This window comes from Ligilactobacillus saerimneri DSM 16049, from assembly GCF_000423265.1.
In the GTDB taxonomy this organism is placed as follows: Bacteria; Bacillota; Bacilli; order Lactobacillales; family Lactobacillaceae; genus Ligilactobacillus; species Ligilactobacillus saerimneri.
Map to the genome: position 1 here is coordinate 22,706 of NZ_AUHQ01000014.1, position 26,381 is coordinate 49,086.

24 protein-coding genes and 1 tRNA gene are annotated in these 26,381 nt (G+C 43.9%); 7 read left to right on the forward strand and 18 right to left on the reverse strand.

The window, feature by feature from the left end; genetic code table 11:
• Window positions 1-166: 166 nt before the first annotated feature.
• The 3 genes from dapD to G541_RS0104925 form a co-directional block, all read right to left on the reverse strand.
• Entirely contained in the window at window positions 167-880 is a 714-nt protein-coding gene (gene dapD / locus G541_RS0104915; protein ID WP_009553038.1) for a 2,3,4,5-tetrahydropyridine-2,6-dicarboxylate N-acetyltransferase, read from the reverse strand.
• Window positions 881-893: 13 nt separating this feature from the next.
• The gene (cbpB, locus tag G541_RS0104920) at window positions 894-1,382 is read right to left on the reverse strand and encodes a cyclic-di-AMP-binding protein CbpB (RefSeq protein ID WP_009553043.1); all 489 of its coding nucleotides are present in this window, start codon (window positions 1,380-1,382) and stop codon (window positions 894-896) included.
• A 126-nt stretch (window positions 1,383-1,508) separates the two neighbouring features.
• The gene (locus G541_RS0104925) at window positions 1,509-2,861 is read right to left on the reverse strand and encodes a glucose-6-phosphate isomerase (RefSeq protein ID WP_009553045.1); all 1,353 of its coding nucleotides are present in this window, start codon (window positions 2,859-2,861) and stop codon (window positions 1,509-1,511) included.
• A 258-nt stretch (window positions 2,862-3,119) separates the two neighbouring features.
• Between G541_RS0104925 and G541_RS0104930 the strand changes: the two genes are divergently transcribed.
• On the forward strand, window positions 3,120-5,288 hold the full coding sequence (locus tag G541_RS0104930; protein WP_191976462.1) for an LTA synthase family protein: 2,169 nt from the start codon (window positions 3,120-3,122) through the stop codon (window positions 5,286-5,288).
• Between the two features lie 42 nt (window positions 5,289-5,330).
• Here G541_RS0104930 and G541_RS0104935 read toward each other — a convergent pair whose 3' ends face one another.
• From G541_RS0104935 to map, 3 genes are all read right to left on the reverse strand, one after another.
• Window positions 5,331-6,842 (reverse strand): sensor histidine kinase, encoded by a 1,512-nt coding sequence (locus G541_RS0104935; protein ID WP_009553050.1) that lies wholly within the window; start codon window positions 6,840-6,842, stop codon window positions 5,331-5,333.
• A gap of 3 nt (window positions 6,843-6,845) precedes the next feature.
• The gene (locus G541_RS0104940) at window positions 6,846-7,568 is read right to left on the reverse strand and encodes a response regulator transcription factor (protein WP_027826689.1); all 723 of its coding nucleotides are present in this window, start codon (window positions 7,566-7,568) and stop codon (window positions 6,846-6,848) included.
• Between the two features lie 166 nt (window positions 7,569-7,734).
• Window positions 7,735-8,538 (reverse strand): type I methionyl aminopeptidase, encoded by an 804-nt coding sequence (gene map / locus G541_RS0104945; protein ID WP_027826690.1) that lies wholly within the window; start codon window positions 8,536-8,538, stop codon window positions 7,735-7,737.
• Between the two features lie 161 nt (window positions 8,539-8,699).
• On the opposite strand from map, the gene G541_RS0104950 reads away from it, so the two are divergent.
• The 4 genes from G541_RS0104950 (at window position 8,700) to G541_RS0104965 (ending at window position 14,092) form a co-directional block, all read left to right on the forward strand.
• On the forward strand, window positions 8,700-9,149 hold the full coding sequence (locus G541_RS0104950; RefSeq protein ID WP_027826691.1) for a flavodoxin: 450 nt from the start codon (window positions 8,700-8,702) through the stop codon (window positions 9,147-9,149).
• 7 nt (window positions 9,150-9,156) lie between these two features.
• Window positions 9,157-9,579 carry a GtrA family protein gene (locus G541_RS0104955; protein ID WP_027826692.1) on the forward strand — a complete coding sequence of 141 codons (423 nt, stop codon included), beginning with the start codon at window positions 9,157-9,159 and terminating at the stop codon, window positions 9,577-9,579.
• A gap of 70 nt (window positions 9,580-9,649) precedes the next feature.
• A complete protein-coding gene (locus G541_RS0104960; RefSeq protein WP_027826693.1) occupies window positions 9,650-12,568 on the forward strand; it encodes a YfhO family protein in 2,919 nt (972 codons plus the stop codon).
• Between the two features lie 291 nt (window positions 12,569-12,859).
• Window positions 12,860-14,092 carry an aminopeptidase gene (locus tag G541_RS0104965; RefSeq protein ID WP_027826694.1) on the forward strand — a complete coding sequence of 411 codons (1,233 nt, stop codon included), beginning with the start codon at window positions 12,860-12,862 and terminating at the stop codon, window positions 14,090-14,092.
• Between the two features lie 58 nt (window positions 14,093-14,150).
• Here the strand turns inward: G541_RS0104965 and G541_RS0104970 are convergent, their stop codons facing one another.
• From G541_RS0104970 to ppsA, 7 genes are all read right to left on the reverse strand, one after another.
• Window positions 14,151-14,789, reverse strand: a complete 639-nt coding sequence (locus G541_RS0104970) for a class I SAM-dependent methyltransferase (protein ID WP_235806348.1) — start codon at window positions 14,787-14,789, stop codon at window positions 14,151-14,153.
• Window positions 14,790-14,862: 73 nt separating this feature from the next.
• A tRNA-Arg gene (locus G541_RS0104975) sits at window positions 14,863-14,936 on the reverse strand.
• A 72-nt stretch (window positions 14,937-15,008) separates the two neighbouring features.
• Window positions 15,009-15,407: a DUF3284 domain-containing protein gene (locus G541_RS09410; RefSeq protein ID WP_051174564.1), complete on the reverse strand. Its 399-nt coding sequence runs from the start codon at window positions 15,405-15,407 to the stop codon at window positions 15,009-15,011.
• A 76-nt stretch (window positions 15,408-15,483) separates the two neighbouring features.
• Window positions 15,484-16,719, reverse strand: coding sequence for a DEAD/DEAH box helicase (locus G541_RS0104985; protein WP_027826696.1), 1,236 nt, complete (start codon window positions 16,717-16,719; stop codon window positions 15,484-15,486).
• 11 nt (window positions 16,720-16,730) lie between these two features.
• Window positions 16,731-17,738, reverse strand: a complete 1,008-nt coding sequence (locus tag G541_RS0104990) for a Gfo/Idh/MocA family protein (protein WP_027826697.1) — start codon at window positions 17,736-17,738, stop codon at window positions 16,731-16,733.
• 89 nt (window positions 17,739-17,827) lie between these two features.
• Window positions 17,828-18,361, reverse strand: coding sequence for a methylated-DNA--[protein]-cysteine S-methyltransferase (locus tag G541_RS0104995; protein WP_027826698.1), 534 nt, complete (start codon window positions 18,359-18,361; stop codon window positions 17,828-17,830).
• A gap of 128 nt (window positions 18,362-18,489) precedes the next feature.
• Entirely contained in the window at window positions 18,490-20,880 is a 2,391-nt protein-coding gene (gene ppsA / locus G541_RS0105000; protein WP_027826699.1) for a phosphoenolpyruvate synthase, read from the reverse strand.
• A gap of 350 nt (window positions 20,881-21,230) precedes the next feature.
• On the opposite strand from ppsA, the gene G541_RS0105005 reads away from it, so the two are divergent.
• Window positions 21,231-23,183 carry a fructose-bisphosphatase class III gene (locus tag G541_RS0105005; protein ID WP_051174565.1) on the forward strand — a complete coding sequence of 651 codons (1,953 nt, stop codon included), beginning with the start codon at window positions 21,231-21,233 and terminating at the stop codon, window positions 23,181-23,183.
• A gap of 61 nt (window positions 23,184-23,244) precedes the next feature.
• Entirely contained in the window at window positions 23,245-23,838 is a 594-nt protein-coding gene (locus tag G541_RS0105010; protein ID WP_027826701.1) for an ECF transporter S component, read from the forward strand.
• Between the two features lie 90 nt (window positions 23,839-23,928).
• Here the strand turns inward: G541_RS0105010 and G541_RS0105015 are convergent, their stop codons facing one another.
• The 5 genes from G541_RS0105015 to G541_RS0105035 all read right to left on the reverse strand — a co-directional run.
• Window positions 23,929-24,420, reverse strand: a complete 492-nt coding sequence (locus G541_RS0105015) for a GNAT family N-acetyltransferase (RefSeq protein WP_027826702.1) — start codon at window positions 24,418-24,420, stop codon at window positions 23,929-23,931.
• Window positions 24,421-24,740: 320 nt separating this feature from the next.
• Window positions 24,741-25,097, reverse strand: coding sequence for a DUF1304 domain-containing protein (locus G541_RS0105020; RefSeq protein ID WP_027826703.1), 357 nt, complete (start codon window positions 25,095-25,097; stop codon window positions 24,741-24,743).
• A 125-nt stretch (window positions 25,098-25,222) separates the two neighbouring features.
• Window positions 25,223-25,507 carry a hypothetical protein gene (locus G541_RS0105025; protein ID WP_027826704.1) on the reverse strand — a complete coding sequence of 95 codons (285 nt, stop codon included), beginning with the start codon at window positions 25,505-25,507 and terminating at the stop codon, window positions 25,223-25,225.
• Window positions 25,504-25,995, reverse strand: a complete 492-nt coding sequence (locus tag G541_RS0105030) for a hypothetical protein (protein ID WP_027826705.1) — start codon at window positions 25,993-25,995, stop codon at window positions 25,504-25,506. The genes G541_RS0105025 and G541_RS0105030 overlap by 4 nt, the downstream gene beginning before the upstream one ends.
• Window positions 25,996-26,078: 83 nt before the next feature.
• A partial coding sequence (locus tag G541_RS0105035) for an IS30 family transposase (protein WP_027826706.1) occupies window positions 26,079-26,381 on the reverse strand: 303 nt, incomplete at its 5' end.

The following is a 26,381-nucleotide window of genomic DNA, read 5'->3' on the forward strand; positions in this document are numbered from 1 at the left end:
TCAATATGTCCTGTATCAGTTGTTCCAGGTGTGTTTTCTTGTCACCTAGCGTTTAAAATAAGCTATTCTTTCGTTTTAAAATGAACTTAAACAAATGATTAAAAAGACTGCAAACTAAAAATCTAGTTTGCAGTCTTGCTGTACTTAAATAATTATTTGCTTGTTGTTAGTCGTTATTGACGTTCCGCAAGTCTTCGACAATTTCCTTCTTGCCATCAGCTACTTGGGCCACGTCCTTGATCTTCTTGGCCGGCATCCCAACTACTACCGTATATGGGGCAACATCCTTGGTTACCACGGCACCAGCACCAACAATCGCACCTTTACCAACGCGAACACCCTCTAAGACAACGGCATTAGCGCCAATGATAACATCATCTTCGATCACAACTGGAGTTGCAGAAGGTGGTTCTACCACTCCGGCTAAGACTGAACCAGCCCCGATGTGGCAGTTCTTACCCACGATCGCACGGCCCCCAAGTACGGCCCCCATGTCGATCATTGTCTTGTCACCAATTTCAGCTCCGATATTGATCACAGCACCCATCATGATTACAGCATTATCCCCAATTTCAACTTGATCACGGATAATAGCACCTGGTTCGATCCGGGCGTTGAACTTCTTTTTGTCAACCATTGGCACACCAGTGTTGCGACCATCATTTTCAACGTGGTAGCCAGTCACATGCGCATCAGCCAAGACTGGTTCCACGTCTTTCCAATCACCAAATAATACTCCAAACTTATCGTTGATATATGCATCAACTGTGGCTGGAATCTCTAATCCAGCCAGGTCCCCTTTAACGTGAACCTTAACTGGGGTTTTCCCCTTTGACTCAGCAATTGTTCTGATAATATCGTTTGCATCTAATTTAGCCATTTAATATGACCTCCTATTTTTTATCATCTTGTTGTGCAGGGAGTGGCGTTACCATATACTGGCGCTCGAGATCATGCGCAATGTAGTTAACACATTTCATCACTTCCCGTCGCGTCACAATCCCCGTGAAGGTTTGGTGCTGGTCAACTACCACCAAAAATGGTTGGTCAACCAACAAGTGCAGGATCTTCTCCATATCGTATGGGAGGGTAATCGTTGGTACATCCGTTTCCATGACGTCTTTGACCACCATACTTCCCAAATGACCTGGGTCAATCCCGTTCAATCCCATCATCTTGTCCGTAATCATCGCCAATGATATTAGTCCTTTGAAGCGCTGCTCATTGTCCAAAACTGGGATCTTCGCATAGCGAACCTTGGTGAGCACCATAAAGGCATGGTCGAGATGATTATCTTCTTGCACATTAGCAACAATCGAAGCTGGAATCAAGAAGTGTGCTTGTCTTTCTTCCAACATAGCTGCCACTGCTTTTGCTAGCATTATTAGTCCCCCTCTAGTTCACTACTTCTATTTTAGGGTATTTATATAGAAATGCCAATACTTCCCCCAAAGCAAAAATAACGGACCAAACCACCCTGGTGGTCCGATCCGTTATTGGTACTATGCTTATTTGTTCAAGCGTTCGTTTAATTCCTTAGTTAATTCTTCAAAACCAGGCCGACCCAAGAGGGCAAACATATTCTTCTTGTATGCTTCTACCCCTGGTTGGTTGAATGGATTGATCCCGTTCAGGTAACCGGAGATTGCCACAGCAATTTCGAAGAAGTAAATTGTGTAGCCTAATGTGTAAGCTGTTTGGTCAGGAATGTTCACAATCATGTTTGGTACATTACCATCTGTGTGGGCCAAAACAACCCCTTGGAAGGCTTTAGTATTTACGAAGTCCATTTCCTTGTTGCCAACGTAGTTAAAGCCATCCAAGTTCTTTTCGTCCATTGGGATCACTACATCGTTAGTTGGCTTGCCAACCTTGATAACAGTTTCCATCAAGTTCCGGCGCCCTTCTTGGATGTATTGCCCTAATGAGTGCAAATCAGTAGAGAAGTTAGCAGATGAAGGATAAATTCCCTTTTGATCCTTACCTTCTGATTCACCCATTAATTGCTTCCACCATTCAGAGAAGTAAGTCAATGTTGGTTCGTAGTTTTCTAAGATTTCAGTAGTGTAACCCTTGCGGTACAAGATGTTCCGCAAAGCAGCATATTGGTATGCTTCGTTGACCTTCAAGTCAGGGTTGGAGTATGCAGTCCGTGCATCTGCAGCCCCTTGCATCAGGTCATCGATATTTGCGCCAGAAACGGCGATTGGTAACAAACCAACTGGTGTTAAAACAGAGAAACGACCACCGACATCATCAGGAATAACAAATGTTTCATAACCTTCTGCATCTGCTTCTGTCTTGAGGGCACCACGTGCACGGTCAGTAGTAGCATAGATCCGTTCCTTAGCAGCTTCTTCACCATACTTCTTGATCAAGACTTCCTTTAATACCCGGAAGGCGATTGAAGGTTCAGTAGTTGTCCCTGACTTAGAAATCACGTTGATCGAGAAGTCCTTGTCCCCGATCAAGTCGATCAAGTCGTGGAGGTAGTTCCCAGAGATTGAGTTCCCCGCAAAGAAAATTTGTGGTGCGTTGCGCTTTTCAGCTGGTAAGTAATTGTAGAAAGTGTGGTTCAAAAAGTCGATTGCGGCCCGTGCTCCTAAATAAGAACCCCCGATCCCAATCACAACTAAGATGTCGGAATCAGATTGGATCTTTTTAGCAGCTGCTTTAATGCGGGCGAATTCTTCCTTATCATAATCAACTGGCAGGTTCAAAAAGCCCCGGAAATCGTTACCAGCACCAGTACCTTCGCGTAATTCGCTATCTACGGCGTTAACGAGTGCTTGCATTTCGTTAAGTTCGTTATCGTTAACAAACTTAGTTAAGTTTGAGCTATCAAATGAAATATGAGCCATCGCTTGTATCTCTCCTTTAAAAACTTGAATTGTTATTATTGTAATCCTCTTCATTATACAATATTCCAGCCTAAAATGGGAAAATTTAACGACAAATTATTATGTTTGCTGAAAAATACTTACAAAAGTTGATTGTCTCCCAATCTTTCCGATAAATTATTTCTAAGTCTTTCCTAAAATTATGATAATCACATAGCCTTTTACCGCCATTCGGTTTATCATAAATTAGATAATTCATACTTGTACGAAAGGACGACTATGATCGTGGCTTGGCAAAAATTTAGAAACTTCATTAATACTAGGTGGGGGTTTTTCACTCTCATCTGTACATTATTTTGGATTAAGACTATTCTGGTATATCTGATCGACTTCAATCTGGGAGTGTCGTCGGCCTACCAGTTGCTTATCCTCTTGATCAATCCGATCGCCACCACTCTCCTGCTTAGCGGGATAAGTCTTTACACCAAACGGACACTTCCGTTTTATATCACGGCGGTTCTCATCTATATTGCCAATACCGCCCTTTTATTATTCAACGTCATTTATTATCGGGAATTTACCGACTTTATGACAATGAATGTTATCTTTGGCTATTCAGCAGTTTCTCAAGGGCTCAGCACTAGTTCCCTTTCCCTGTTAAAGCCGGCCGATATCATTATTGTAATTGATGTTATTTTGGTTTTACTCGGCTTAGTAACTCGGTTCATCAAACTTGATCCCCGGCCGTTGCGGACTAGGGAAGCCGCTGCTGTTTCTTCATTAGCAATTATGCTCTTCTTTTTTAACTTAACCTTAGGCGAAATCGACCGGCCCCAGCTTTTAGTTCGGACCTTTGACCGCAATTACCTGGTTAAGTATTTAGGGATCGATGCTTTTACGGTTTATGATGGTCTCAAAACTGCCCGAACTAATCAAGCTCGGAGTAAGGCCAGCAGCGCTAACCTCAATCAGGTCATTGATTTTACCCAGCAAAACTATGCCCAACCTGACGCCAAGAAGTTTGGGATTGCCAAGGGAAAAAATGTGATCATCATCCACCTAGAGAGCTTCCAGCAGTTCTTGATTAACTACAAGCTCAATGATAAGGAAGTAACGCCTTTCCTCAATAGTCTATACAACGACAAGTCAACGTATAGCTTTGCCAACTTCTTCAACCAAGTAGGTCAAGGAAAGACCTCTGACGCAGAAAATATGCTGGAAACCAGCACCTATGGGCTTCCCCAGGGGTCACTTTTCTCAGCTTTAGGGACAGACAATACGTTCGAAGGCGCCCCTGCCATCCTCAACCAAACCCAGGGGTATTCGACGGCTGTCTTCCATGGTAACAAGGGATCATTTTGGAACCGGGACAATGTTTATAAAAATCTTGGTTACCAATACTTCTTCGATGCGAGTTACTACAATACAGACGCCAATAACCTCACTGAATATGGGCTCAAAGATAAACTACTGTTCCATGATTCTGTCAAGTACCTGGAACGACTCCAACAGCCGTTCTACGCCAAGTTTATTACCGTCAGCAACCACTTCCCGTTCGAGCTGGATGAACAAAATACCAGCTTCGACAAGGCGGATACCAGTGATAACTCAGTCAATAATTACTTTGTCACCGCGCACTATCTTGACCAGGCAGTCGAAGAGTTTTTCAACTACCTCAAGAAGTCCGGACTCTATGATAACTCTGTGATTGTGCTCTATGGTGACCACTACGGGATCTCCGATTCACGTAATCTCAAACTTGCTCCCCTCCTAAACAAGTCAGCGGATACTTGGAATAGCTTTGATGACATGCAAATGCAACGGGTTCCGTTCATGATCCATATTCCAGGTATTACTGATGGTGGGGTGCAAACCCAATACGGGGGTGAAATCGACGTCTTGCCAACCTTGCTCCACCTGCTGGGAATTAATAGTCAGTCCTACCTGCAGTTTGGAACCGATCTGTTTTCACCACAGCACAAACAAGTCGTTGCCTTCCGCAATGGTGACTATACTTCACCGGATGTATCAGTTATTGGCAATAAGATTTATGATAACGGCTCTGGCCAAGAGATTACCCACCCTAGTGCCAAACTCCAAAAAGAAGTCAAAGCCAACCAGGAATATACCGACCATGCCTTGTCCTTGTCAGATTCACTGAATAACAAGAACCTATTGCGCTTCTACGTTCCTAACGGCTTTACGCCGGTTGATCCGAAGAATTACGACTACAAGAATGATTTTGCAGCCATTACCCAGATCCAAAGTATCTTGCAGCGCAAGTCAACTAGCTTGTGGTCCAAAAATGATAACCATACAACGATCGACGATTACAAGTCGGATGCCCCTGAGCTCAAGACTACCGATAAGAATGACAAGAGCGTTGCCCAGGCTGAAAGCAAGGCTAGCAGCACCCCGACTTCTACCGGCAACAAGACCCAACAATAGCTACTAAAAAACCTGATGGCGAAATTGACACCAGGTTTTTTCTTATTGCTCTACTGGTTTTTCATCCGGGAAGATGATCGTAAAAGTTGAGCCTTTACCAAGCTTGCTGGTTACTTCGACCTTACCGCCATGGAGCTGCATGAGCTCTTGAACGATAGCCAGGCCCAAGCCGGATTCCCCATACTTTGTGTTGGTTCGCGACAAGTCCGCCTTATAGTAACGCTCCCAAATATTTTTAACTTGATCTGGCGTCATCCCGATCCCTTCATCTGTAATCCTAAAAATTGATTGCTGGTAACCGCGTTCTGCCGAAACATAGATCTTACCGTTACTAGTAAACTGAACTGCATTTTGCATGATATTAAACATGACCTGGATGAAGCGGTCATAATCGGCATATACTGGCAATTCACTAGGTAAGTTCAACTCAAACTGATCCCCTGCTTCCTGGGCTTTCTGGTCCAATTGTTCGACAATATTTTTGAGGACTGCCACACTGTCGAAGGTTTTCTTGAACATAATGATCTGGCCAGCCCGAATTTTTTCATAGTCCAGGTTTTCGTTGACCAATCTGATCAAGCGCTTAGTTTCATTGCGCATCAGCTCTACACTTTGCCCCTTACTTTCCTCTGGGATCGCATCATAGGCCAAACCTTCTAACAAACCGTTGATCGTTGTCAATGGTGTCCGCATTTCATGGGCGACATCCGCCATAAAGCGTTTGCGCCGTTCTTCTTGGCGCGTAATCTCTTCTTGGGATGATTTAAGGGACTGGACCATCTTGTTAAAATCCTGGGTAAGATTATCCAATTCTGAGCCCCCAGTGGCATTTTTTACTGGGAGACGTACACTGAAGTCACCATTAGCCACCTTGCGGGCAGCAATTCGCATCTGGTCCAACCTTTTAGTCGTGAGGTAGGCCAGTACATACGAAACCGTCACGCTCAAGATCCCCATTACCAAGAGGATAAAGATCAGGTTTTGCTGGACCTGTTGAAAGTTGGCTTCCACATTGGAAACCATTGTCCCTACCCCGATCACAGCCAGCAAGCGACCATTGCGATCACGGTAAGGATAAAAAACATCTGTCATCTCGCCAGAAACATTTTGGGTCACTTTGTTAACCAAGTTATCCTCCAAGGCTGGCTTCTTAACCACCCGCGTATTAAGCTTAACCCGCTGACCGTTGTCCCGTTTCCGGCGGATTATTTCTCCTTTTTTCAACCGTTGCCAGTCTGCTTGACCGATCGGAAAGCGGTAACTCCGCACAGGAAAGATCACTGTCTTAGGACTCTGGTAGATCGTAATGTTGGTGTGCTGGTCGCGTAAAAAACGGTCTGTAGTCACCAAACTGGTGGGATCAATTTCCAAGTCACCATCAGGATCAACCCGTAATGACTGGGTAGCAATGCTTTTAGCGTAGTTTTCGAGCCGGTTCCAGGCTTCCTGATAAACTACTTGCCGCGAAACATGGAAAAAGGCGAAGAGCACTATTGACAGAATCGCAAAGATTACCGCAAAAAAGATTAGCATGTTTCGATAAAGGATTTTCATAGTTTATTCCTCAGTATCATCAAACTTGTACCCCACACCCCAGACGGTCTTGATAACTTGGGGGCCAACGTTTTCAATCTTCCGTCGCAACTTCTTGATATGGGCATCTACCGTCCGCTCATCCCCATAATATTCATAGCCCCATACCAGTTGCAGGAGTTGTTCCCGTGAAAAAACCTGTTTAGGTTTTTGGGCCATCGTCTTGAGTAAGTCAAACTCTTTGGGGGTTAGGTCGGGGATTTCATGCCCGTTCAAGTAGGCTTCCCGTGTTTTGCTGTTGAGCTGGAAGTTGGCGGTAGTAACATCAAAGGCAACACTTGCCTCCGCACTGCTGCCTCCCCCCTCGCTAGTTCGCGGTAATTCAGCCCGGCGGTGGAGCGCCTTAATTCGGGCAATTAAAGTAATTGGCGAAAATGGCTTGACCACATAGTCATCTGCCCCCATCTCCAAGCCCAGCACCTGATCACTATCAGTATCGCGGGCTGTGATGATAATCAAAGGAACTGTCTGCGACACCTTGCGGATCTCGGCTGCAACTTCCATCCCATCTTTGCCCGGTAAGTTAAGGTCCAGGGTAATAATATCCCATCCCTGCGGATCTTTATTGAATTCTTCAACAGCAGTGATCCCATCATAAACATAGGTTACTTCCCACTGTTCTTTCTTGAAGAAGATTGCCATCATCTCAACAACGGACTTATTGTCTTCAATCATTAATAATTTCATAGCCAGCCTCCATTGTTCCGCTATTTTCCTAGTTCGATTATAGCAGAGATCTCCCAGATTTTTAGGGGAAGTCTGCCCCAAACAATATAAATTACAGAGACAAACAGTACGCACAAAAAAAGGAAGATGCTAACAATTCATCTTCCATTCTGTATTACCTATCTTTTTAGCCCAACTGATCAAAATCCATTAGGTACTTGGCATCTTTAACCTTGTCGCGTGAAGTCAAGATCTTAGGACCATCCTTGGTAATCACAATCGTATGTTCAAACTGGGCTGACAAGCTGCCATCCATCGTTTTGACGGTCCATCCATCCGGAGCACTGGAGTCAGCCCGCCAATCGCCAGCATTAACCATGGGTTCAATAGTGATCGTCATGCCCTCACGGAGCCGGACCCCATGCCCAGCTTCACCAAAGTGAGGCACATCTGGGGCTTCGTGCATTGTTGGTCCAATCCCGTGGCCGATGTATTCCCGCACATCACCAAAACCGTTCTCATCTTCAACATAGTGCTGGATAGCTGCTCCAATATCACCGATTCGGTTCCCAATCACTGCTTGGTCAATCCCGATATAGAGTGCTTTTTCGGTCACTTCTACTAATTTATCGATCTCAGGCGTTGATTCCCCGACAACATAGGTCATGCAAGAATCACTCATTGCTCCGTGGTAGTCCACCACTGTATCTACTTTAACCACATCGTGGTTTTTAAGGAGCAAATTTTTCCGTGGGAAACCATGGCAGATTTCATCATTGACACTGACACAGGTTGCATATTTATAGCCTTCAAACCCCATCTCAGCTGGGATCGCATCGTGTTCTTTAAAATATTTCCGAGCAAATTTTTCAATTTCCCAACTAGAAATCCCCGGCTTAATAATGTCTTTCAATCCATTTAACATTCCCGCCAGGATTGCCCCTGACTCAGCCATCGCTTTAATTTCACGCGGTGATTTCAAAGTAATCATTAAATCGTTGCCTCCATTTATCCAATATATAACACGCCCTATTATATCCTAATTCGCACCAAATAGTTAGTTTTACACATTAGTTACTGAAAATTAACCAGAAAACTATTCTAAACTATGCTACTATAATAGCAGCATAAATACTGGAAGGAAGGGATACAATGGCTCAAGCCAAAGTCCTCTTTGCATCAATTACTGGTAATAATGAAGATATTGCTGATATTGTTGCAGAAGCACTAGAAAATAACGGGATTGCCACTGAGGTCGATGATATTTCAATGGTCGAAGTGAGTGAGATCTTAGATTATGATATCTGCGTCATCTGTCCATATACTTATGATGAAGGTTCACTTCCTGATGAAGGATTAGACTTTTATGAAGAACTAGCCGATACTGACCTCAACGGATTAGTTTTCGGGGTAGCTGGATCAGGCGACACTTTCTATGGCGACGACTACTGCAAAGCAGTCATTGATTTTGACCAACAACTCGCCCAAGCCAACGGGACCCGAGGCGCAGCCCCAGTCATGATCAACCTCGCACCTGATGAAGACGCGGATATTCAAAAACTCGATGCTTTTGCTGCTGAATTGGCTGCCAAGGTACAATAATTAATCCATGGATAAAATCTTAACCTTAGTTCATAAGTATCGGGCTATCCTCGCCTACCTCTTTTTTGGCGGAGCCACGACCCTAGTCAACTTCGGAGTGTATGCCTTGTTTACAACTTGGATTCCGCTCCATTACCAAGTCGCCAACTTCTTAGCCTGGCTTTTGTCCGTGCTCTTTGCCTTTTTTACCAATAAAGTCTGGGTTTTTGGGTCACACTACACCACGGTCAGCAATTTTTTTACTGAATTGGGGGCGTTTTTCTTTTACCGAGCTCTCTCCTATGTGCTCGACGCGGGGATTATGTTTGTGGGGATCTCTTTACTTCATGCCAACGGACTACTCACGAAGCTGGTTGACCAAGTAGTGATCGTTTTGCTTAACTACCTATTTAGCAAATATCTTATTTTCAATAATAAATTAAAGAAGTAATACAAATACCGCTTTATCCTATCCAATGACTATTGATCATTGTATAATTGCTGGGTAGGGGGGTTTTTTTGTGTCTATTTCTTTTGATAAGCAGACTAAATCCAGGATAAAAAAGATTCTTTTTTACTATACTTTATTCTTTATCTGCACTGTGATCGCGTACTACGGTGTCTTTTTTATCACTGGTCACACGCTTATTCGTTCGACAGATGCCGCTACCCAGCATCTTCCGCTTCTTCAAAGTTTTAGATCATCTGTCTTAGATTTTTTCAAACATCCACTATCAGCTGATCAGTGGTCATGGAAGTTTGGATTGGGGGCTGATGTGCTTTCAATCTATGCTTATTACAATATTGGTGATATTTTTTCTTATCTGATCTTATTATTTCCTGCAGCTAAAGTTGCTGTTGGGTACCAAGTTATTTTAGGCATCCGCCTTTATTGTGCGGGGTTAGCTTTTTGTTATTTTGCTGCTCACCTCACCTGGAAAAATCGTCCTTTCGGGGTGGCATCAATCACAGCTGGGAGTCTAGTTTACCTCTTTAACTCCTATCTCGAGTACGCCTCACTCGCCCAACCGATGTTTACAACGGCGTTTATTCTCTTCCCATTGCTGGTTTTAGAAATTGAACGTACACTTCAAACACGGACTTACCGGCGGTTGACTTTCGTTTTTACTTGGATGTTGATTAATAACTTCTATTTTGCCTATATGCTTGGAATTGGGGCAATTGTGTTCTTAGTTCTTCGTTACTGGTTATACTACCGGAAACAACGTCCCCTCCTGGCAACAATCTGGCAGTTTGCCAAGGCAACCCTGATTTCCTTGTTACTATCAGCCGTTGTGTTACTGCCGGAAATCTATGATGTCTTACACTCAACCAGAAGTGAGTCAAGCTTCGCTAACGGGTTAAAAGTCTACCCGATATATTATTACTTACTCTTGCCAAGTAAGCTGATCGAAGGAACAACCAATAACCAACTGTATTGGACTAGTTTGGGGTTCGCAGCGATCGCTTTCTTTGGTTTTGCCTACGTCCTCCTCAACTACAAGCAACTCAAGCTCCTCACAATCAGCATTATTGGTAGCCTGATCGCCCTCCTCTTCCCGGCGGTAGCAGCTGTCTTGAATGGGATGATGTCCCCGTCTAACCGGTGGACTTTTGTTTTGTACCTCATTGGGGCGGTCGCTACGATGCTTTTAGTCCATAACGTTCGGGCACTGGATAGCCAGACCCTGCACCGGCTAACCCTGATCACCAGTGGTTATACCGTCATTTTGGTGGTCCTATTCTTTATTCAAAACGCTGATGAACTGTTTGTACCGATCATCTTCCTTTGGGGGACCCTGTTTATCCTATACTGGGTTAACTTCCACCAAGTGGTTCATGGACGCCGGTTATTGGTGGGAACAGTTCTTGCTAACGTTATTTTAAACTGTGTTTATTTTGCTGCTCCGTTTAACAATAACTTTGCTGCTAGCTTCCTCCCGATTGGAGGCTACGAAGCTTTGACAACTGATTTTTACAAGGGCTTGACGACTGATCTGGATCAAAAGAGTTTTTACCGGTCATCAACGATCAGTGATAACTACTTGCTAGGGGGACCTTCCAGTAGTACTCCCCAAAACTTAGCCATTGCTAATCCCATCTATACGGGAATCAATAGCATCAATTCTTTTTATTCGCTCCAGAATAAATACATTGGGCAGTTGATGCAAGAATTGCAAAACCGGCAAACTTTGGGAAATATTCCAGTAGGACAGGCAGACGACCGTACTATCCTCACCAATCTTTTAGGGACTAAATACATCTTTGGCAAAACAAATAATCCTAACAGTAGTAAGATTCCATATGGGTTCTCAGCAACCGCGCAAACACCGCTATACACTGATCTTTATGGGAACCAATTACCAGGGCAAGTTGTCCGCTACGACAGTACCAACAACTTTCCGCTGGTCTACTGGCAAGGAAAGGTAGTCACCCCTAAAACTTACCACCAGCTGAATGCAACTGCTAAGGAAGCCCAACTTACGACTGGGGTAGTCATGCCTTCCACCAAGTCTGCCCAGGGATTACCGCGGGCCAAAAAAGCCCCCGTGGCAGATGTGCCTTATAGCCTGTACACGACGATCCCTACTGATCCACAAAGTGATGACCCAGGAAACATCACTGGTCAGGCAATCGTCAAGCAAAATACGGATGAACAATACTACATCACTATCCCCGACTACAAGAAATACAAGAACATGGAAGTGCACCTTGAGCTAACGGACATCAAATTTGAACCCCTGACCCGGAGTGAAACGATTCAAGCTAACAATGATTACCATGCTCAAGAAAACTTAACCAATACCATTCCGTTCAATACACTCAATGATGAGATCAAGGGCACACGGAATTACATCACTAAAATGAAGTCCGACCACAACTTCACGTTGACGGCTACTGCTAAAAAGAATACTGTCGCAGTCCGCCAGCTTCCAACTAGCGACACGTCGTTTTACTACCCACTAACAAAAACAACCCTCAACCTGGGGTATTTCACGACGATGCCCAACAAAATCATGCTCAACCTATCCCGAATCGGGCGGTACAACTTCAAGCTCAAGGTGTATGCTGAACCCCTGGGTAAGACTTACCAAAAGCATGTTCAAACCATCCAAAAGAATCAGCTATCCCACCTCAAGGTCGGACGGGATACAGTCACAGGAATTAGTAACCACTCCCAAGCCGGTGTGCTTACTTCCTCCATCCCATATTCTGATGGCTGGACCACTTATATTGATGGTCACAAAGTTTCAACCTTACGGACTAATCGGGCCTTTGTCGGGGTCAAAGTTCCCCAAGGCAAACACAAAGTTCGGTTTGTTTACCACACTCCATGGCTCAAACTAGGCACATGGATCTCATTGGGAACTACATTGGTCCTCCTCAGCTGGGGCTTGATCCGATGGGGCTTTTGGATATTCCGTAGACGTAATGCCTAACTTGATTACTTTTTAGCTATTCCAATGATGCAGGGAGAAAACAATGTTTTCTCCCTGCATCGCTCTTTATTGACTAATATTTCTCAGATAACGTAAAAAATAGCTGTGAGTCTAATATCTAAGCATGAACGAAAGTCATCGCATTTAGGCTAACCTTCGCCCAAGTTTAGCGTAACAACTTGCTGTAAAGGTTGTCTCCCATTCACATTTTTTCTTGCAAACTTTTATCCTCCCGCAAAAAAGACGAATGTGATATACTGCAATCAATCATAATGTAAAGGAGCGTTTGCAATGGCTGAAGATTTGCATACTAAATTAGAAAAATACGCCAACTTGATCGTCACAACCGGGGTTAACGTGCAACCTGGACAGACCGTGGTATTAACCATTGGCATTGAACAACAGGAACTGGCTCACCTTATTGTCGCTGCTGCCTACCAAGCTGGGGCTGCTGATGTGATTGTTAAATGGCAAGATGACTTCTTAATGCGTCAATTTATCGCGCATGCGAGCGCAGACCGGCTAACCAACATTCCCGCTTATATTAAAAGTGAAGCCCAGTATATTGCTGACAAGCGAGCAGCACGAATCTCAGTTATTTCTTCTGACCCCGAAGCCTTAGTCGGGTTAGATAACCAACGAATTGCTGCTCATCAAAAGGCCATGAGTTTAGCTAAACGTCCAATGATGAAAGCTACTACCGACAATGATTTAACTTGGACCGTTGTAGCAGCTGCGAGTGCTCCTTGGGCAACTAAGGTCTTCCCTGACCTCGATGAAGCAGCAGCTGTTGCCAAGCTTTGGGAAGAAATCTTTACTACTACCCGGATCAACACGCCTGATCCAGTTGCCGCTTGGGACCAGCATGACCAAGTCTTGCATGAGAAAGCTGCCTGGCTCAACCGCGAACAATTCACTGCCCTCCATTACACTTCACCGGTTACGGATTTGACTATTGGTCTTCCTGAAAACCACAACTGGGAAGGGGCAAGTAGTTTAGATGCTGCGGGAACCCGTTTCTTTGCCAATATGCCAACTGAAGAAGTATTTACCGCACCTGATTTCCGCCGTGTTAATGGCTATGTCAGTGCGACTAAACCCCTCAACTACGGAGGAACGGTACTGCGCGATTTGCGTTTTGAATTCAAGGATGGTCAAGTAGTCAAGGCTACTGCTAGCAGCGGTCAGGAAGTGATCGACCACCTTCTTGCCAGTGATGATAGTGCTCGCTTCTTGGGAGAAGTTGCTTTAGTTCCTGACCCTTCGCCAATTTCCCAATCTAAGATTACTTTCTTGGAAACACTTTTCGATGAAAATGCCAGCAACCACTTAGCCCTCGGTGAGGCATACTCCTTCTCGATTCAAGGGGGAACTAAGATGTCCGAAGAAGAACTTCGGGCCCATGGTATCAATACTAGCCACACCCATGTCGATTTCATGGTTGGCTCAGCTGACATGAATATTGATGGGATCAAAGCTGACGGAACTGTGGTTCCAGTCTTTAGAAATGGTGATTGGGCCTAAATTGCCCACACAAAAAGCTGTGCTTATTAGCTTTCACAAAGCTAGTAAGCACAGCTTTTTATTTGTTCCGCCCTAAGTAATAAAAACCGTTGGATTGATGTCCATTCATCGTGGTAAAAGTTAAGGGGTGGTACTCAAGTTGGGTAAACAAATGCAATAAATGCTTTATCCACTGCGGATCATGGTGACGACAAACAGCTCCTTCCGGCAACTCAAAAACCCCATAAGGCCCACCATGTTGGCTTTTATACTGCTGGTAACGTTGCTGGTTACGGGCATCAGAATTCAGCAAAAAGTCATTGACGTACAAGATACCCCCAGGCTTGAGAACCCGCTGAATCTCTGCTATGAGTTGTTCTTGCTCCTGATCATTTGCGATGCAAGTCAAGACAGCAAACAAGATCACTGCATCACAACTAGCAGTTGCTAACGGCAACACACCTGGCGCCATAACTCGCAAGTCAAGGTCTGGATACTGGTTCTGGCCCCGTTGGATCATCTCCTCGGCAAAGTCCACTCCGAGCAGGTTAGTAAAACCAGCGGTTGCTAGTTGGTGTAACGTTCGTCCGTATCCACAACCAACGTCTAAAATTTGGGCGGATGGCTCAACGTACTGGGCAAAAACATCTGCTTGAAAGGGAGTTGTAAACCGTTTTGTCGCTGCTACCTGGTTCCAATAATCATGTTGCTTCATCATGAGTCCCTCTTTTCTCTTGTAAAAAACCCGCTAGCTCAGACCAAACCTGTGCTAACGGGAATCATTGTACTAATGTGCTCGATCGGAATTGAACCGATGACCTACTGCTTAGGAGGCAGTTGCTCTATCCTGCTGAGCTACGAGCACAAAACAACTATTTAAGTATAGATGCCCCTTTTTTGTTTGTCAAACTGGTCATCTTCCTTAAACAGTCGCTATTTAGTAACCATATTCAAATGTTCGTAACATCTTTTTAAGATTGTGGCGGTACAGGAGTTCTTGCCCCCACCGTACCGGGTTATACCAGGTAGTAGGAGTAGCTTTGCACAACTGAACTTCGACTTGGTCTGGGCGTAAGGCCCGCAGTTTCAACCGTTCGATGAATTTGACTTGCCCTTGACTATCCCGCATGTCGATACGATAACCCCTGCCGGGTTGCACGTTACTGATCCGGGTAACAACACGTTCAGTCCCATAATCAGTTTGATATTCAAAGCCTTCCAAGTCATTCAGAGTTAATGCACGGTTAGTTTGTCGCAAAATATCATACAAAAGAACATCGACCAACCGCGTAAATAAATAGTCAGCTGAAACATTTATTCTTGTAGTTAATTTCATCCTAACCGCCTCTTTTCAATAGGTTAATTTAACTATAACCTCTGCGTTCATTTTCTGCCAAGCAATCCTGAACTCTTTACTTTTTCTTTCTCTTTCCCTTATTCTTTTGATCACGTAAACGGCGTTTCTTTTTAGGTTTTTTAGCGCCATTATTGTTAAGTCTAGAGCGGTAACCTTGGCGTGGTGTCCGTTTTTTTACGGGTGTTTCTGGTTTGGTCGTCACAATTTGATTTTCAAAGATATATGCTGTAACTGGTTGCACAGCAGCTGGCCTCATTAACTGTTTGAACTGCCGCAGGTCATGTTCATTCCCTAAGTTAACTACCATCCCGGAAGCTCCCATTCGACCTGTTCGCCCTACCCGGTGAATATAAGTATTCATATCCTTAGGCAAATCAAAGTTGATAACTGCCGGCAGGTCTGGAATATCCAATCCCCGTGCTGCCACGTCAGTCGTCAAAAGAAACGTAATCTTGCCCTGGCGAAGTTGCTTTAAGGCCTGCACCCGTTGGGCTTTATGTTCATCCCCAGACAATAATGCCACCTTGACATGGCTGTGCAATAATTTTTGTGTTACTTCATTAGCCACCGCTGCTTGGTTGAAGAAGACTAGCCCCCGCATTTTTTTGACGTGAGCTAAGCGCCGTAACATGTCAGCCCGCTTGCGCGTCGGTGTTTCAATCAGATAGTGATCAACATGCCCTTGTGAATCATCACTAGTACGCACATCAATAATCTGGGGTTCGATCCCAAACCACTGGTGGATCTTATGCAAAATCGGTGCATCAGTGGCTGAGAAGAATGCTAGTTGGACATCGGCCACAGTGTGCCCGATAATCTCCCGGCAAATCGGCATTTTTTCTGAATCTAACATCTCATCGGCTTCATCGATCACGACCGCTTGTACCTTGTGCATCTTCAACTTGCGTTGGTTAATTAAATTCAAAATCCGCCCTGGCGTCCCAACAACCACTTCGGGATGTTTTTTGAGTTTTTCGATCTGCCGTTTAAGGTTTGCTCCCCCGATCAATGGTGTAACCTGCAGATCAACCAATTTTACCCACTCCCGCAAGACATCCGTGATCTGCATTGCCAACTCTTGTGAAGGCGCCATAATAACTAATTGGACACCATCATGTGGCAGCAAATTTTCCAGCAAGGGCCAAGCATAGGCCAGGGTTTTACCTGAACCGGTTGGTGCCAAGCCTAGAACACTACGTCCTGCTGCCAAAGGCTGATAAACTGCCTCTTGGATGGCAGTTAACTGGGTAAAACCTTGACGTTCAAATTCTCTTTCAAAATTACTATTCATTGTTTCTTCCTTTACTTATTATCTGTTGGAAATTCAATTTGGGCACTTTGCCGCAAATCATACATTACTCGGTTAACCTGAACAGCTAGTTGCAGCCATGCTTGTTCCTTTTGCTGGTTAACCGAAGCAGTTGGATTTTCTAACACATCCACAAAATCATTGATTTCTGCTGTCATCGGATTATTAGGACGGTTATTAGCCAAAACATGTACTTGTCCCTGGGCATCAACCAAGCTGATCTTTTCCATATCAGCTGCATTATTAGCTAAAATCAATGTCTGTTTGCCCGCATAAATTTCACCCGGGAGGTACGAATTATTCATCTTCCCCATATTGAGCACTACCTTAAAGTCCCCATAATCAAGGATTGCAGTTCCTTTTCCATCCACGCCACTTTCCAGTTTTTGGGCAGCATACGTGCTAGCCTGGGGCATTCCAAATAAAGCTACTGCATCATAAACCAAATAGACACCTAAATCTTGCAGGGCGCCGCCAGCAAACTCTAGGGTAAAGACGTTAGGGTTATTACCTGCCAAGTAACTATCAAACTTAGATGAATACTTCTCATAAGTCAGGTTGGCACCTTGAATCTGGTCAAACTTTGCTACTTGTTCTTGGACAACCTTAAAGTTTGGTTCATGAATGTGCCGGGCCGCTTCAAAAAAGTGCACTTGTGGATGAGCTTGAAGTAAGTCCTGAATGACTTGCATTTGGGCAGGTGAAGTTGTCGCTGGTTTTTCCAAAATAACATTTTTTCTCGCAGTAATTGCCTGGCAGGTCTGGTCAAAGTGCAAACTATTCGGTGAAGCAATATAAACCGTTGAAAAGCTGTCATCGGCAAAAAAATCTGCCAAGTCATCATGGGTCGCCGTTACATACCGGTAAGCAGAAGCAAATGCCTGCGCCTTAGCTTGGGTCCGTGAATATACAGCGGTTAACCGCATCCGCCCCGTATTTTCTGCCGCCGCAATGAATTGCTTAGTAATGAAATTAGTTCCAATAATTCCAAAGTTAATCATAGAAGTGCCACCTTTCTGTCTTCGTGTTACTTTAATTTTACCAGAGTTGGTCTAGCTAGACTGCTTTTATCTTTATAGCCGGTAAGTTCCTATTCAGCTTCGTCCTCTGCTTTTGCCCATACAGTAGCTTCCCATTCCAATAAAGCCCGCTTTTTATCCGGTCCAGCTGCATATAAAAAGCGTTTGGCACCTGCCTTTTGCCCGATAACCCGGTGACAGGGTACGAATAAGCTCACATGGTTCCGCCCCACTGCCGTTCCCACAGCCTGTGCTGACATTGGTTTCTTTCGTCTTTGCTCCAAAACATGAGCGATCATACCATAGGTCATAGTTTGCCCATAAGGAATCGTCAACAACACCTGCCAAACTTCCCTTTGAAACGGTGTCCCTACCAGGTGGAGCGGGGGAAGTTCACCAGGAATTTCCCCTGCAAAATATTCTGTCAACCACACTTGCGCGTGCCTGAGAAAAGCATTGGATTGAGGTGAAACTTGGCGCGCATTAGCTTCCAGTATATCACCATAATAACGATCTGTATCCCACCAAGTACCTACTATTCCCTGGTCATCCGCTACAACTGTTAAGGGACCAAAGGGACTGGTGTAGTACATCAATTCTTGCATTGCTTTACCACCTCATACCTAGTTTACCTTACTGACTAGAGAACAACAAAGGTCCAGACCCTGGCATTGCCAGCTTCTGGACCTTTATTATTTGGTAGCATTAACTGCCACCAGTATTTAATTATTGATTACCATTCTAAGTCTTCTGCTTCTTGTTTACCCAGACCTGTTGCCTTGTCTAACATGATCCGTTGTTCGAAGTGAGCGACATTCCGCTTAGTCAACTTCACCATATCTGGGTTAACTGAAACATAATCAATCCCACTTCTAATCAAGAATTCAGTAAACTCTGGATATTCAGATGGGGCCTGCCCACAGATTGAAACCGTCTTGCCATCCTTATGTGCTGTCTGGATTAAATGCCGGATAGCCCGCTTAACTACTAAATTCCGCTCATCAAAGAGGCTAGCCACTGTATCATTGTTCCGGTCACAACCCAATAATAGCATAGTTAAATCATTGGAGCCGATTGAATACCCATCAATGTACTTGTTGAACTGGTCAGCCAAGATAATGTTAGCTGGAATTTCAGCCATCATGTATACCTTAAAGTCAGCAGAACGAACCAAGCCTGCATCACGCATAATAGCCGTAACTTTTTCTGCTTCAGCAACTGTCCGGACAAATGGGATCATAACGTGCAAGTTCTTTAAGGAGAAGTCTTCACGAACCCGCCGAACTGCAGCCAATTCTAACTTGAAGGCTTCAATATACTTCGGATCATAGTACCGAGATGCTCCCCGCCAACCAAGCAGATCTGATGGTTCGTGCGGTTCATACTTGTCCCCACCCTTCAAGTTCCGGTATTCGCTGGATTTGAAGTCAGAGAACCGCAGTACCACTGGCCGCGGAGCCATTGCCCGGGCCACTTTACTGATCCCGTTAGCTAACATATCTACTACTTTTTCTGGTTGTCCTTTTTCTAAAAGGTACAATGGGTGTTCGTGAATGTATGTTGTCCAAATGAACTCTTCACGCATCAACCCGATCCCATCAGCAGGTAGGGAAGCATACTTGTTTACCAAATCAGGATCCCCCAAGTTCATCATTACCCGGGTAGCAGTTGGAGCAAAGTATTCTGCTACTGCAGTTTGTTGTTCTTTTTCTTCTGTATGTGGAGCAACAATAGCTTCAACATGACCCGAATAAACAACCCCGTTCTTGGCATCAACTGTTACTTGATCGCCGGTCTTGAGAACGTCCATGGCAGCTACACCGCGACTATTAGTCCCTACGATACATGGAATCTGCATTTCCCGCGAAACGATTGCTGCGTGGCAAGTCATCCCCCCATTGTTGGTAATGATAGCTTTAGCTTTCTTCATGGCTGGAACCCAATCAGGTGAAGTCATCATAGTAACCAAGATTTCCCCTTCATTAAATTGGTCGATGTCATCAGGACTAGCAATTACGTGCACCGTCCCGGAAGCCACGCCTGGGCTAGCTGGCAAACCTTTTACCAGTACCTTAGCGTCACTGACATCACCTACTTGTACGGCGGAATCTTCCCGTTTAACTTCCTTATTCTTGATGGACCATACAGTCTCTGGTCGCGCCTGAACTAACCATAACTTTTGAGTATTCTTGTCTAAAGCAAATTCCATATCCATGTAGCAACCGTAGTGCTCTTCAATTTGTTTTGCATAGCCAGCCAGTTCGATGATTTGTTCATCAGTTAATACTTGTTTACTTACCAATTCCTTTGGTACGGGAGCTTCTACTACCCCACCATCTTCTTTCCGTAGCAATTGTACTTGCTTGTCGGTAACAGACTTGGAAGTAATCTCCATTGTTTCTTTATCTACTAGATAATGGTCAGGGGTTACTTTCCCTAAAACAATATATTCACCCAAGCCCCAGATAGCATCAATGGTGATCTTACTGTCATCCCCATTGGCAACGTTAACTGAGAACATAATCCCGGATGCTTCAGAGAAGACCATCATTTGGACAGCAGCTGACAAAGCGACCTTTTCGTGGGGGAAGCCTTGCTTTTGCCGATAGTATGTTGCCCGGTCAGTAAACAGAGAAGAATAGCATTCTTGTACCTTCTTGACCACATCATCACGTCCAACAACATTTAAGTATGATTCTTGTTGCCCTGCAAACGAAGCATCTGGCAAGTCTTCAGCAGTGGCACTAGAACGAACCGCTACGAATGGGTTCTTTTGCCCCATCTTTTTACCCAACTTATCATAGGCATGCTTGATATCATCCGCTAAATCTTTTGGCATTTCAGCTTCTACGATCATCCGCCGAATTTCCACACAAGTTTTATGTAATTCATCAGAATTTTCGTAATCCTTGATGCTAGCAAGGAGTTCATTAACCTTGTCGTTGATCCCTGTCTTTTCCATAAAGTAACGGTAGCCACGTGCGGTGGTTGCAAACCCATATGGAACTGGGATATTGGTTGATGAGGTCATTTCTCCTAAGGAAGATGACTTCCCACCAACAAGATCAACATCAGTACGATGTAAATCATCAAACCAAAGAACATTAGCTTTTTCTTTATTCATGTTAAATTAACTCCTCTTTCTGAGTAGACTTTCTTTCATTTGAAAGCGGTTACTTTCAACACCCCTATCATTAATCAAACTGAATAAATAGTCAACCTTTTAATTTTATGATTAGTTTTTTCTGATAAAAAAACGATGAGAATTATTTTCATTGATATTTCGTCAATGAGAAAGCTTAATTTTTGCTGGCAATGTGCATCTGCTTGGCACAATTCTGCATAGAAATGCATACTAATGCACTTTTCATTACCCGTTTTTGACATTTCATTATTTCTATGATAAAAATCGCTTATAAGCTGTATTTTATAAGAATTTTATTTAAGCATTTGTAAGTATCAAGGTGAAAGAATATGGAACAACCAAGTATTAATTCGCACATTGACGCATTTTCAGCCCGTTTGATCAGACAAAAATTCCCGACTAAACAGGCAGTCATCACTGAAATCATGAACCTGAAGGCTATCCTCCATTTACCTAAAGCAACTGAACATTTTGTTAGCGATTTGCACGGTGAATTCGATGCCTTCGACTATGTTTTGCGAAACGGTTCTGGCAGTATTAAACAAAAGATTCATGCACACATGGATGGTTTTTTAACTCCACGCCACATCGAAGATCTCGCAATTCTCGTCTATTATCCCGAAGATGAAATTGACCATCAAAAAAAGCATCTCCATGGCGATGCCCTTGATCAATGGTATCTGGATGTCGTTTCCCGACTCCTGACCCTACTCCAGGCAGCTGCTAGCAAATATACGCGATCTAAGGTGCGCAAGGCCCTCGATCCTAACTTTGCCTATATTACCGAGGAGTTCCTCTACAATGATGCCCGTGATTTTAACAAGCATGAATATTCAAGCCAACTCTTAACCGATATGCTGTCTTTGCACCAGGCAGAACCATTTATCATCGCTACTTGTTATAGCATCCAACGCTTAGTCGTTGACCACCTCCACGTCGTGGGTGATGTTTACGACCGTGGTGATCAGCCCGATAAGATCATGGAACGCTTGATTGCTTATCCATCAGTAGATATCCAATGGGGAAATCATGACATCTTGTGGCTAGGAGCAATGGCGGGCTCCAAACTATGCATGTTAACTTTGTTGCGGATCTGCGCCCGCTACAATAATTTGAATATCGTTGAAGATGCTTATGGAATCAACCTCCGCCATCTGGTAGCATTTGCCGAACAGCACTATGGTGAAAATCCTAGTTTTTGCCCTAAACTTGTTCCCGGTGACAGTTATTCCTTTACTGGAGAAAAAGAGCAGCTAACGCGGATTCACCAGGCAATTGCCATCATGCAGTTTAAGCTGGAGGGACAAACGATTGAACGCCGGCCGGAGTTTAAAATGGACGCCCGCAATCTACTCCGGCAGATCGACTACAAGCAACAGACATTAGCCATCGACGGCAAGACTTACCCTTTGGAAAATACTTGTTTCCAGATGATTGATCCGAAGAACCCTAACAAGCTAACACCGGAAGAAAATGAGATCATCAATTCATTACTACTTTCATTTCAAAATTCAACTAAGCTTAAACGCCACCTTGATTTTATGCTCCACAAGGGAAGTTTATATAAATGTTATAATGGCAACCTTCTAGTCCATGGTTGCCTCCCCGTCACTGCGGACGGCGAATGGCAGAAAGTAGTTTTTAACGGTCACACCTATGCCGGTAAACAGTTGCTTGATTTTTGCCAAGAACAAATTGAAACGGCCTATGCCCATCCAGATCAAACTGACGATTTTGCTACTGACCTACTCTGGTATCTCTGGGAAGGTGAGCATTCACCCCTATTCGGCAAAAAGAAGATGACCACCTTTGAGCGTTATTTCATCAAAGATAAAAAAACGCACCACGAAGAAAAAAATGCCTACTTTGACCTGCGCAAAGATGAAAAATTCTGTCAAAACATTCTGGTTGAGTTCGGTCTTGATCCGCACAGTGGTCATATTATCAATGGTCATACCCCGATTAAAAAAGGGCAGAGTGGGATCATGGCCCACACCAAGATGCTTGTTATCGATGGCGGTTACTCTAAGGCCTATCACCATACAACCGGAATTGGTGGCTGTACCTTGCTTTATAACTCATATGGCTTGCAATTGGTAACCCACCATCCATTTACCTCAAAACAAGAAATCATTGAAAAACGGCACGATAATCTTTCTAAGATCAAAACCGTTAACCAGGTCGAACGGCGTAAAAAAGTTGCCGATACTGATACCGGGAAGGCCTTGCAACACCGGATTGAGGTCCTGCGAGTTCTCCTAAATGAGGACGATGCTATTTAATTCGCATTTCCTATAATTTTATGGTATCGTACCTAAAAAAGATAAAGGTACGATACTACTAATGAAACATCAATTACGCATTAAACGCTTAACCCAGCGAGGATTACTAGTAGCTTTGGTCCTCCTTCAGGACTTTCTCCCCCTGCTAGGGAACATCCCTCTTGGGCCCCTATCAATCACAACCTTACCAATTACCGTAACCGTTGTTGCGATCATCCTTGGCCCTGGGGAGGGCGCTTTCTTAGGAGGATTCTGGGGTGTTTTGACTTGGGTCCGGGCTTTTACCTATCCCTCTAGTCCCCTCGCACCCCTGGTCTTTACTAACCCTCTAATTGCAATTTTACCTCGGATTTTAGTTGGGGTAGTTGCCGGCTATACCTTCCTGTTTTTAAAGAACCGTTTTCCTCGGTGGGGAGCGATGTTAGCCGGTGGCCTAGGGGCTTTAACTAATACGGTTTTAGTCTTGGGCGGGATTTACATTTTTGCCCGGACTAGCTCAGTTGCTAGTTTCTACCATACCGATGTAACTGCTCTTGGAACCGTATTAATGACAATTGCTGGTTCCAATGGCTTGATTGAAATGATAACTACAGCTATATTGGCACCTTTGATCGCTTTACCTGTCCGTCAGATCGTTATCAAAGGTCAACATTAGACAAAGCTAAAAAATAATTTCTAGCCCAAGAGGCGGGGAGAACAATAAGATTCTCCCCGCCTCTTTAGCGTTCAATTAACTTAATCTGGGTTAAACAAAACGATAACCCAAAATATCGAGATCCCGTTCTTGACCATCCAAAACCGCCACACCTGGTAAGTGCCCCCATGGTTTGAACCCAAAATGAGCAAATAGTTTTTGACTAGGCAGGTTATGTCCAAAAACATATGCTACTAAAGCCGTCAAACCTGGGCGTGGCGCTTGTTCTAATGCAAAAGCCACTGCCTTTTTTCCTAGACCATGGTGGTGGTAATAACTATCAATATATATCGCTACTTCTGCTGTATGTTCATAAGCAGGACGCCCGTAAAAGGGTTCCAACCCGATCCATCCCGCAATCTTTGCCTCCTGCTTTATCACCCACAATGGATGGGTGGCTGTAAATGAAGCAAACCAATCCTTTTTCTGGTCAACCGTCACTGGTGTAAGGTCTGCAGTGGCCAACCGGGTTGGAATACTTTGATTATAGATCTCCACAATACGGGCTAAATCTGGGGCTTGCGCTAAATAAAATTCAACCATGATCATCATCCCTGAAATATTTTAAAAATTCTGTCTTATCATTTAGTAATATACTCACTTTTCTCCCTATTTTAGACCTAAATTTTGGTTAATTTAAGCACATCCGTAAGGCATATTGCAAGCCATTTGCGGGATTAAAAAAGTTATTTTTTGTCCCTTTATGAGGAAAAAATACCGCACTAGGGGACATTTTTTCGTTATTCTCTCATCTATTTTTTATTTCATTTTATCTTGGTCAGGGAATATTTTCTCCTAACAAAAAAGAAGATACCACAAGTCACATCACACTTTCTGGTACCTTCTTTTCCAATGTAAATATCTTATATAAGGCCGGCAATCAAAGTGAGGATTGCTAAGCCTCCTTGCATCACAATGATTTTGGGATTGCTAGTAACACTGCCATATAGCGCCACTAGGATGATATATCCCATAAGAATCATTACGGCCACCTTGCTTACAAAGACATATAAGGCTAGTAAGATCAATACTGCTAATAAACCATTGTAAATCCCCTGGTTTTTGAACAACGTATTTACCGTTGGGCGCTGCAGTTCACTGACTTCCATCTGAAAAACTTGCGCCGTTTTGGCTGAAGTGGTCGCAAACGTCTCCAAGTACATGATGTAAAAGAATTCCAGTGCAACCAATGTCCCGAGGATTTTCACTAAAATCGTCATCGTTTTCCTCCCCATATCCATTAATCTTCATCTGCAATTATTTTACCACTCTGCATATTTCAGTTTAACGATCATGCTTCTTTTGGCTTTGCTTCTAATTAAGCGATCTAACATTGATTCTAAAGTTAGATTATTTCTTCATTAATGTTGTGCGCATAATATTGCAAAACCTGCGCCATATAAGTCACATCGTTTTGTGCTTGATGAAATGGCAATTCGCGGTTGATCCCCAATAGTCCCACTAAACTTTGTAACGAAATTCCTGTTTTTCCTGCTAATGCGTCCTGACGTAAGATCGCTTCTAGGTCTAGGTCTTGAGGCTTCTTCCAAAAACACTGGTCAGGCGTCCAATGATAGCGTTTGGCTTCTTCATTCAAGATGCGCCAGTCCAGATGATTGTCGTAACTCAAAATATAATCAGCATAAACTGGTTAACCCGTTCTGTGACCGCTGTAAGATCTAACTTAGTCGCATCTAAGTACGGTAAGTTGGTCTCTTTCAAAAATTTTAATTGTTGCGCATCTGTCATGGCTTCCGGAGCAAACACTAAGTAGTTGAATCTTTCATGACTTCCGTAGACCTGCCCAGCCAACTGAGCAACGCGAGTTCCCTTTCCCCCATAAAATTCCAGGTCAAGAATCAAAATTTGGGCTGTGCTATTAAGTACTTGGCGGAGTTCAACTAGCGAAGTAACCTCTGGTTGGGGCGCAGGTACCGGTTGTGATAAGATCTTGGCGGCGGTTTGTTCGCTCATCACTGTTTGCGCCTGGTGTCGTTTTTGAGTTCGCAATTGATACAGGAGCTGATTAAGTTTAGCATTGTTAACTTCTCCCAGTCCGGTTTGTTCTACTTCCGCCAAGCCTATCCCCTGTTCACGTTTCATTTGTGCATGACTCATTGGAACCCCTCCTATCATTACGCAATTCATTACTCTATATCTTGTTTACTAATGGTAGATTGCAATAAATAACTTGAACAAATTTAATGACGCAGATTAAGCAAAAAGATCTCAATTGGAGTTCGCCAGTTCAAACATTTGAGTGGCCGTGAATTCAGATACCAGTTAATCTGAATCAATTCATCATCACTAATCTCTTCAATTGGCTGACCCTTAGGAATAAATCGCCGTAACACTCGATTACGATTCTCATTACTACCACGTTCATGCGGAGAATAAGCATGGGCAAAGTACAACGGCACGCCGGTATTTTTCTCAATTGATTGGTAGTTGGCGAACTCTTTCCCGTGATCAACCGTCAGTGTCTTGAGATTAGTTCCTAATTG

Coding starts and splice junctions, on each gene's coding strand:
- dapD (WP_009553038.1), bottom strand. CDS start 880: ATGGCTAAATTAGATGCAAACGATATTATCAGAACAATTGCTGAGTCA.
- cbpB (WP_009553043.1), bottom strand. CDS start 1,382: ATGCTAGCAAAAGCAGTGGCAGCTATGTTGGAAGAAAGACAAGCACAC.
- G541_RS0104925 (WP_009553045.1), bottom strand. CDS start 2,861: ATGGCTCATATTTCATTTGATAGCTCAAACTTAACTAAGTTTGTTAAC.
- G541_RS0104930 (WP_191976462.1), top strand. CDS start 3,120: ATGATCGTGGCTTGGCAAAAATTTAGAAACTTCATTAATACTAGGTGG.
- G541_RS0104935 (WP_009553050.1), bottom strand. CDS start 6,842: ATGAAAATCCTTTATCGAAACATGCTAATCTTTTTTGCGGTAATCTTT.
- G541_RS0104940 (WP_027826689.1), bottom strand. CDS start 7,568: ATGAAATTATTAATGATTGAAGACAATAAGTCCGTTGTTGAGATGATG.
- map (WP_027826690.1), bottom strand. CDS start 8,538: ATGATTACTTTGAAATCACCGCGTGAAATTAAAGCGATGGCTGAGTCA.
- G541_RS0104950 (WP_027826691.1), top strand. CDS start 8,700: ATGGCTCAAGCCAAAGTCCTCTTTGCATCAATTACTGGTAATAATGAA.
- G541_RS0104955 (WP_027826692.1), top strand. CDS start 9,157: ATGGATAAAATCTTAACCTTAGTTCATAAGTATCGGGCTATCCTCGCC.
- G541_RS0104965 (WP_027826694.1), top strand. CDS start 12,860: ATGGCTGAAGATTTGCATACTAAATTAGAAAAATACGCCAACTTGATC.
- G541_RS0104970 (WP_235806348.1), bottom strand. CDS start 14,789: ATGATGAAGCAACATGATTATTGGAACCAGGTAGCAGCGACAAAACGG.
- G541_RS09410 (WP_051174564.1), bottom strand. CDS start 15,407: ATGAAATTAACTACAAGAATAAATGTTTCAGCTGACTATTTATTTACG.
- G541_RS0104985 (WP_027826696.1), bottom strand. CDS start 16,719: ATGAATAGTAATTTTGAAAGAGAATTTGAACGTCAAGGTTTTACCCAG.
- G541_RS0104990 (WP_027826697.1), bottom strand. CDS start 17,738: ATGATTAACTTTGGAATTATTGGAACTAATTTCATTACTAAGCAATTC.
- G541_RS0104995 (WP_027826698.1), bottom strand. CDS start 18,361: ATGCAAGAATTGATGTACTACACCAGTCCCTTTGGTCCCTTAACAGTT.
- ppsA (WP_027826699.1), bottom strand. CDS start 20,880: ATGAATAAAGAAAAAGCTAATGTTCTTTGGTTTGATGATTTACATCGT.
- G541_RS0105005 (WP_051174565.1), top strand. CDS start 21,231: ATGGAACAACCAAGTATTAATTCGCACATTGACGCATTTTCAGCCCGT.
- G541_RS0105010 (WP_027826701.1), top strand. CDS start 23,245: ATGAAACATCAATTACGCATTAAACGCTTAACCCAGCGAGGATTACTA.
- G541_RS0105015 (WP_027826702.1), bottom strand. CDS start 24,420: ATGGTTGAATTTTATTTAGCGCAAGCCCCAGATTTAGCCCGTATTGTG.
- G541_RS0105020 (WP_027826703.1), bottom strand. CDS start 25,097: ATGACGATTTTAGTGAAAATCCTCGGGACATTGGTTGCACTGGAATTC.
- G541_RS0105030 (WP_027826705.1), bottom strand. CDS start 25,995: ATGAGTCATGCACAAATGAAACGTGAACAGGGGATAGGCTTGGCGGAA.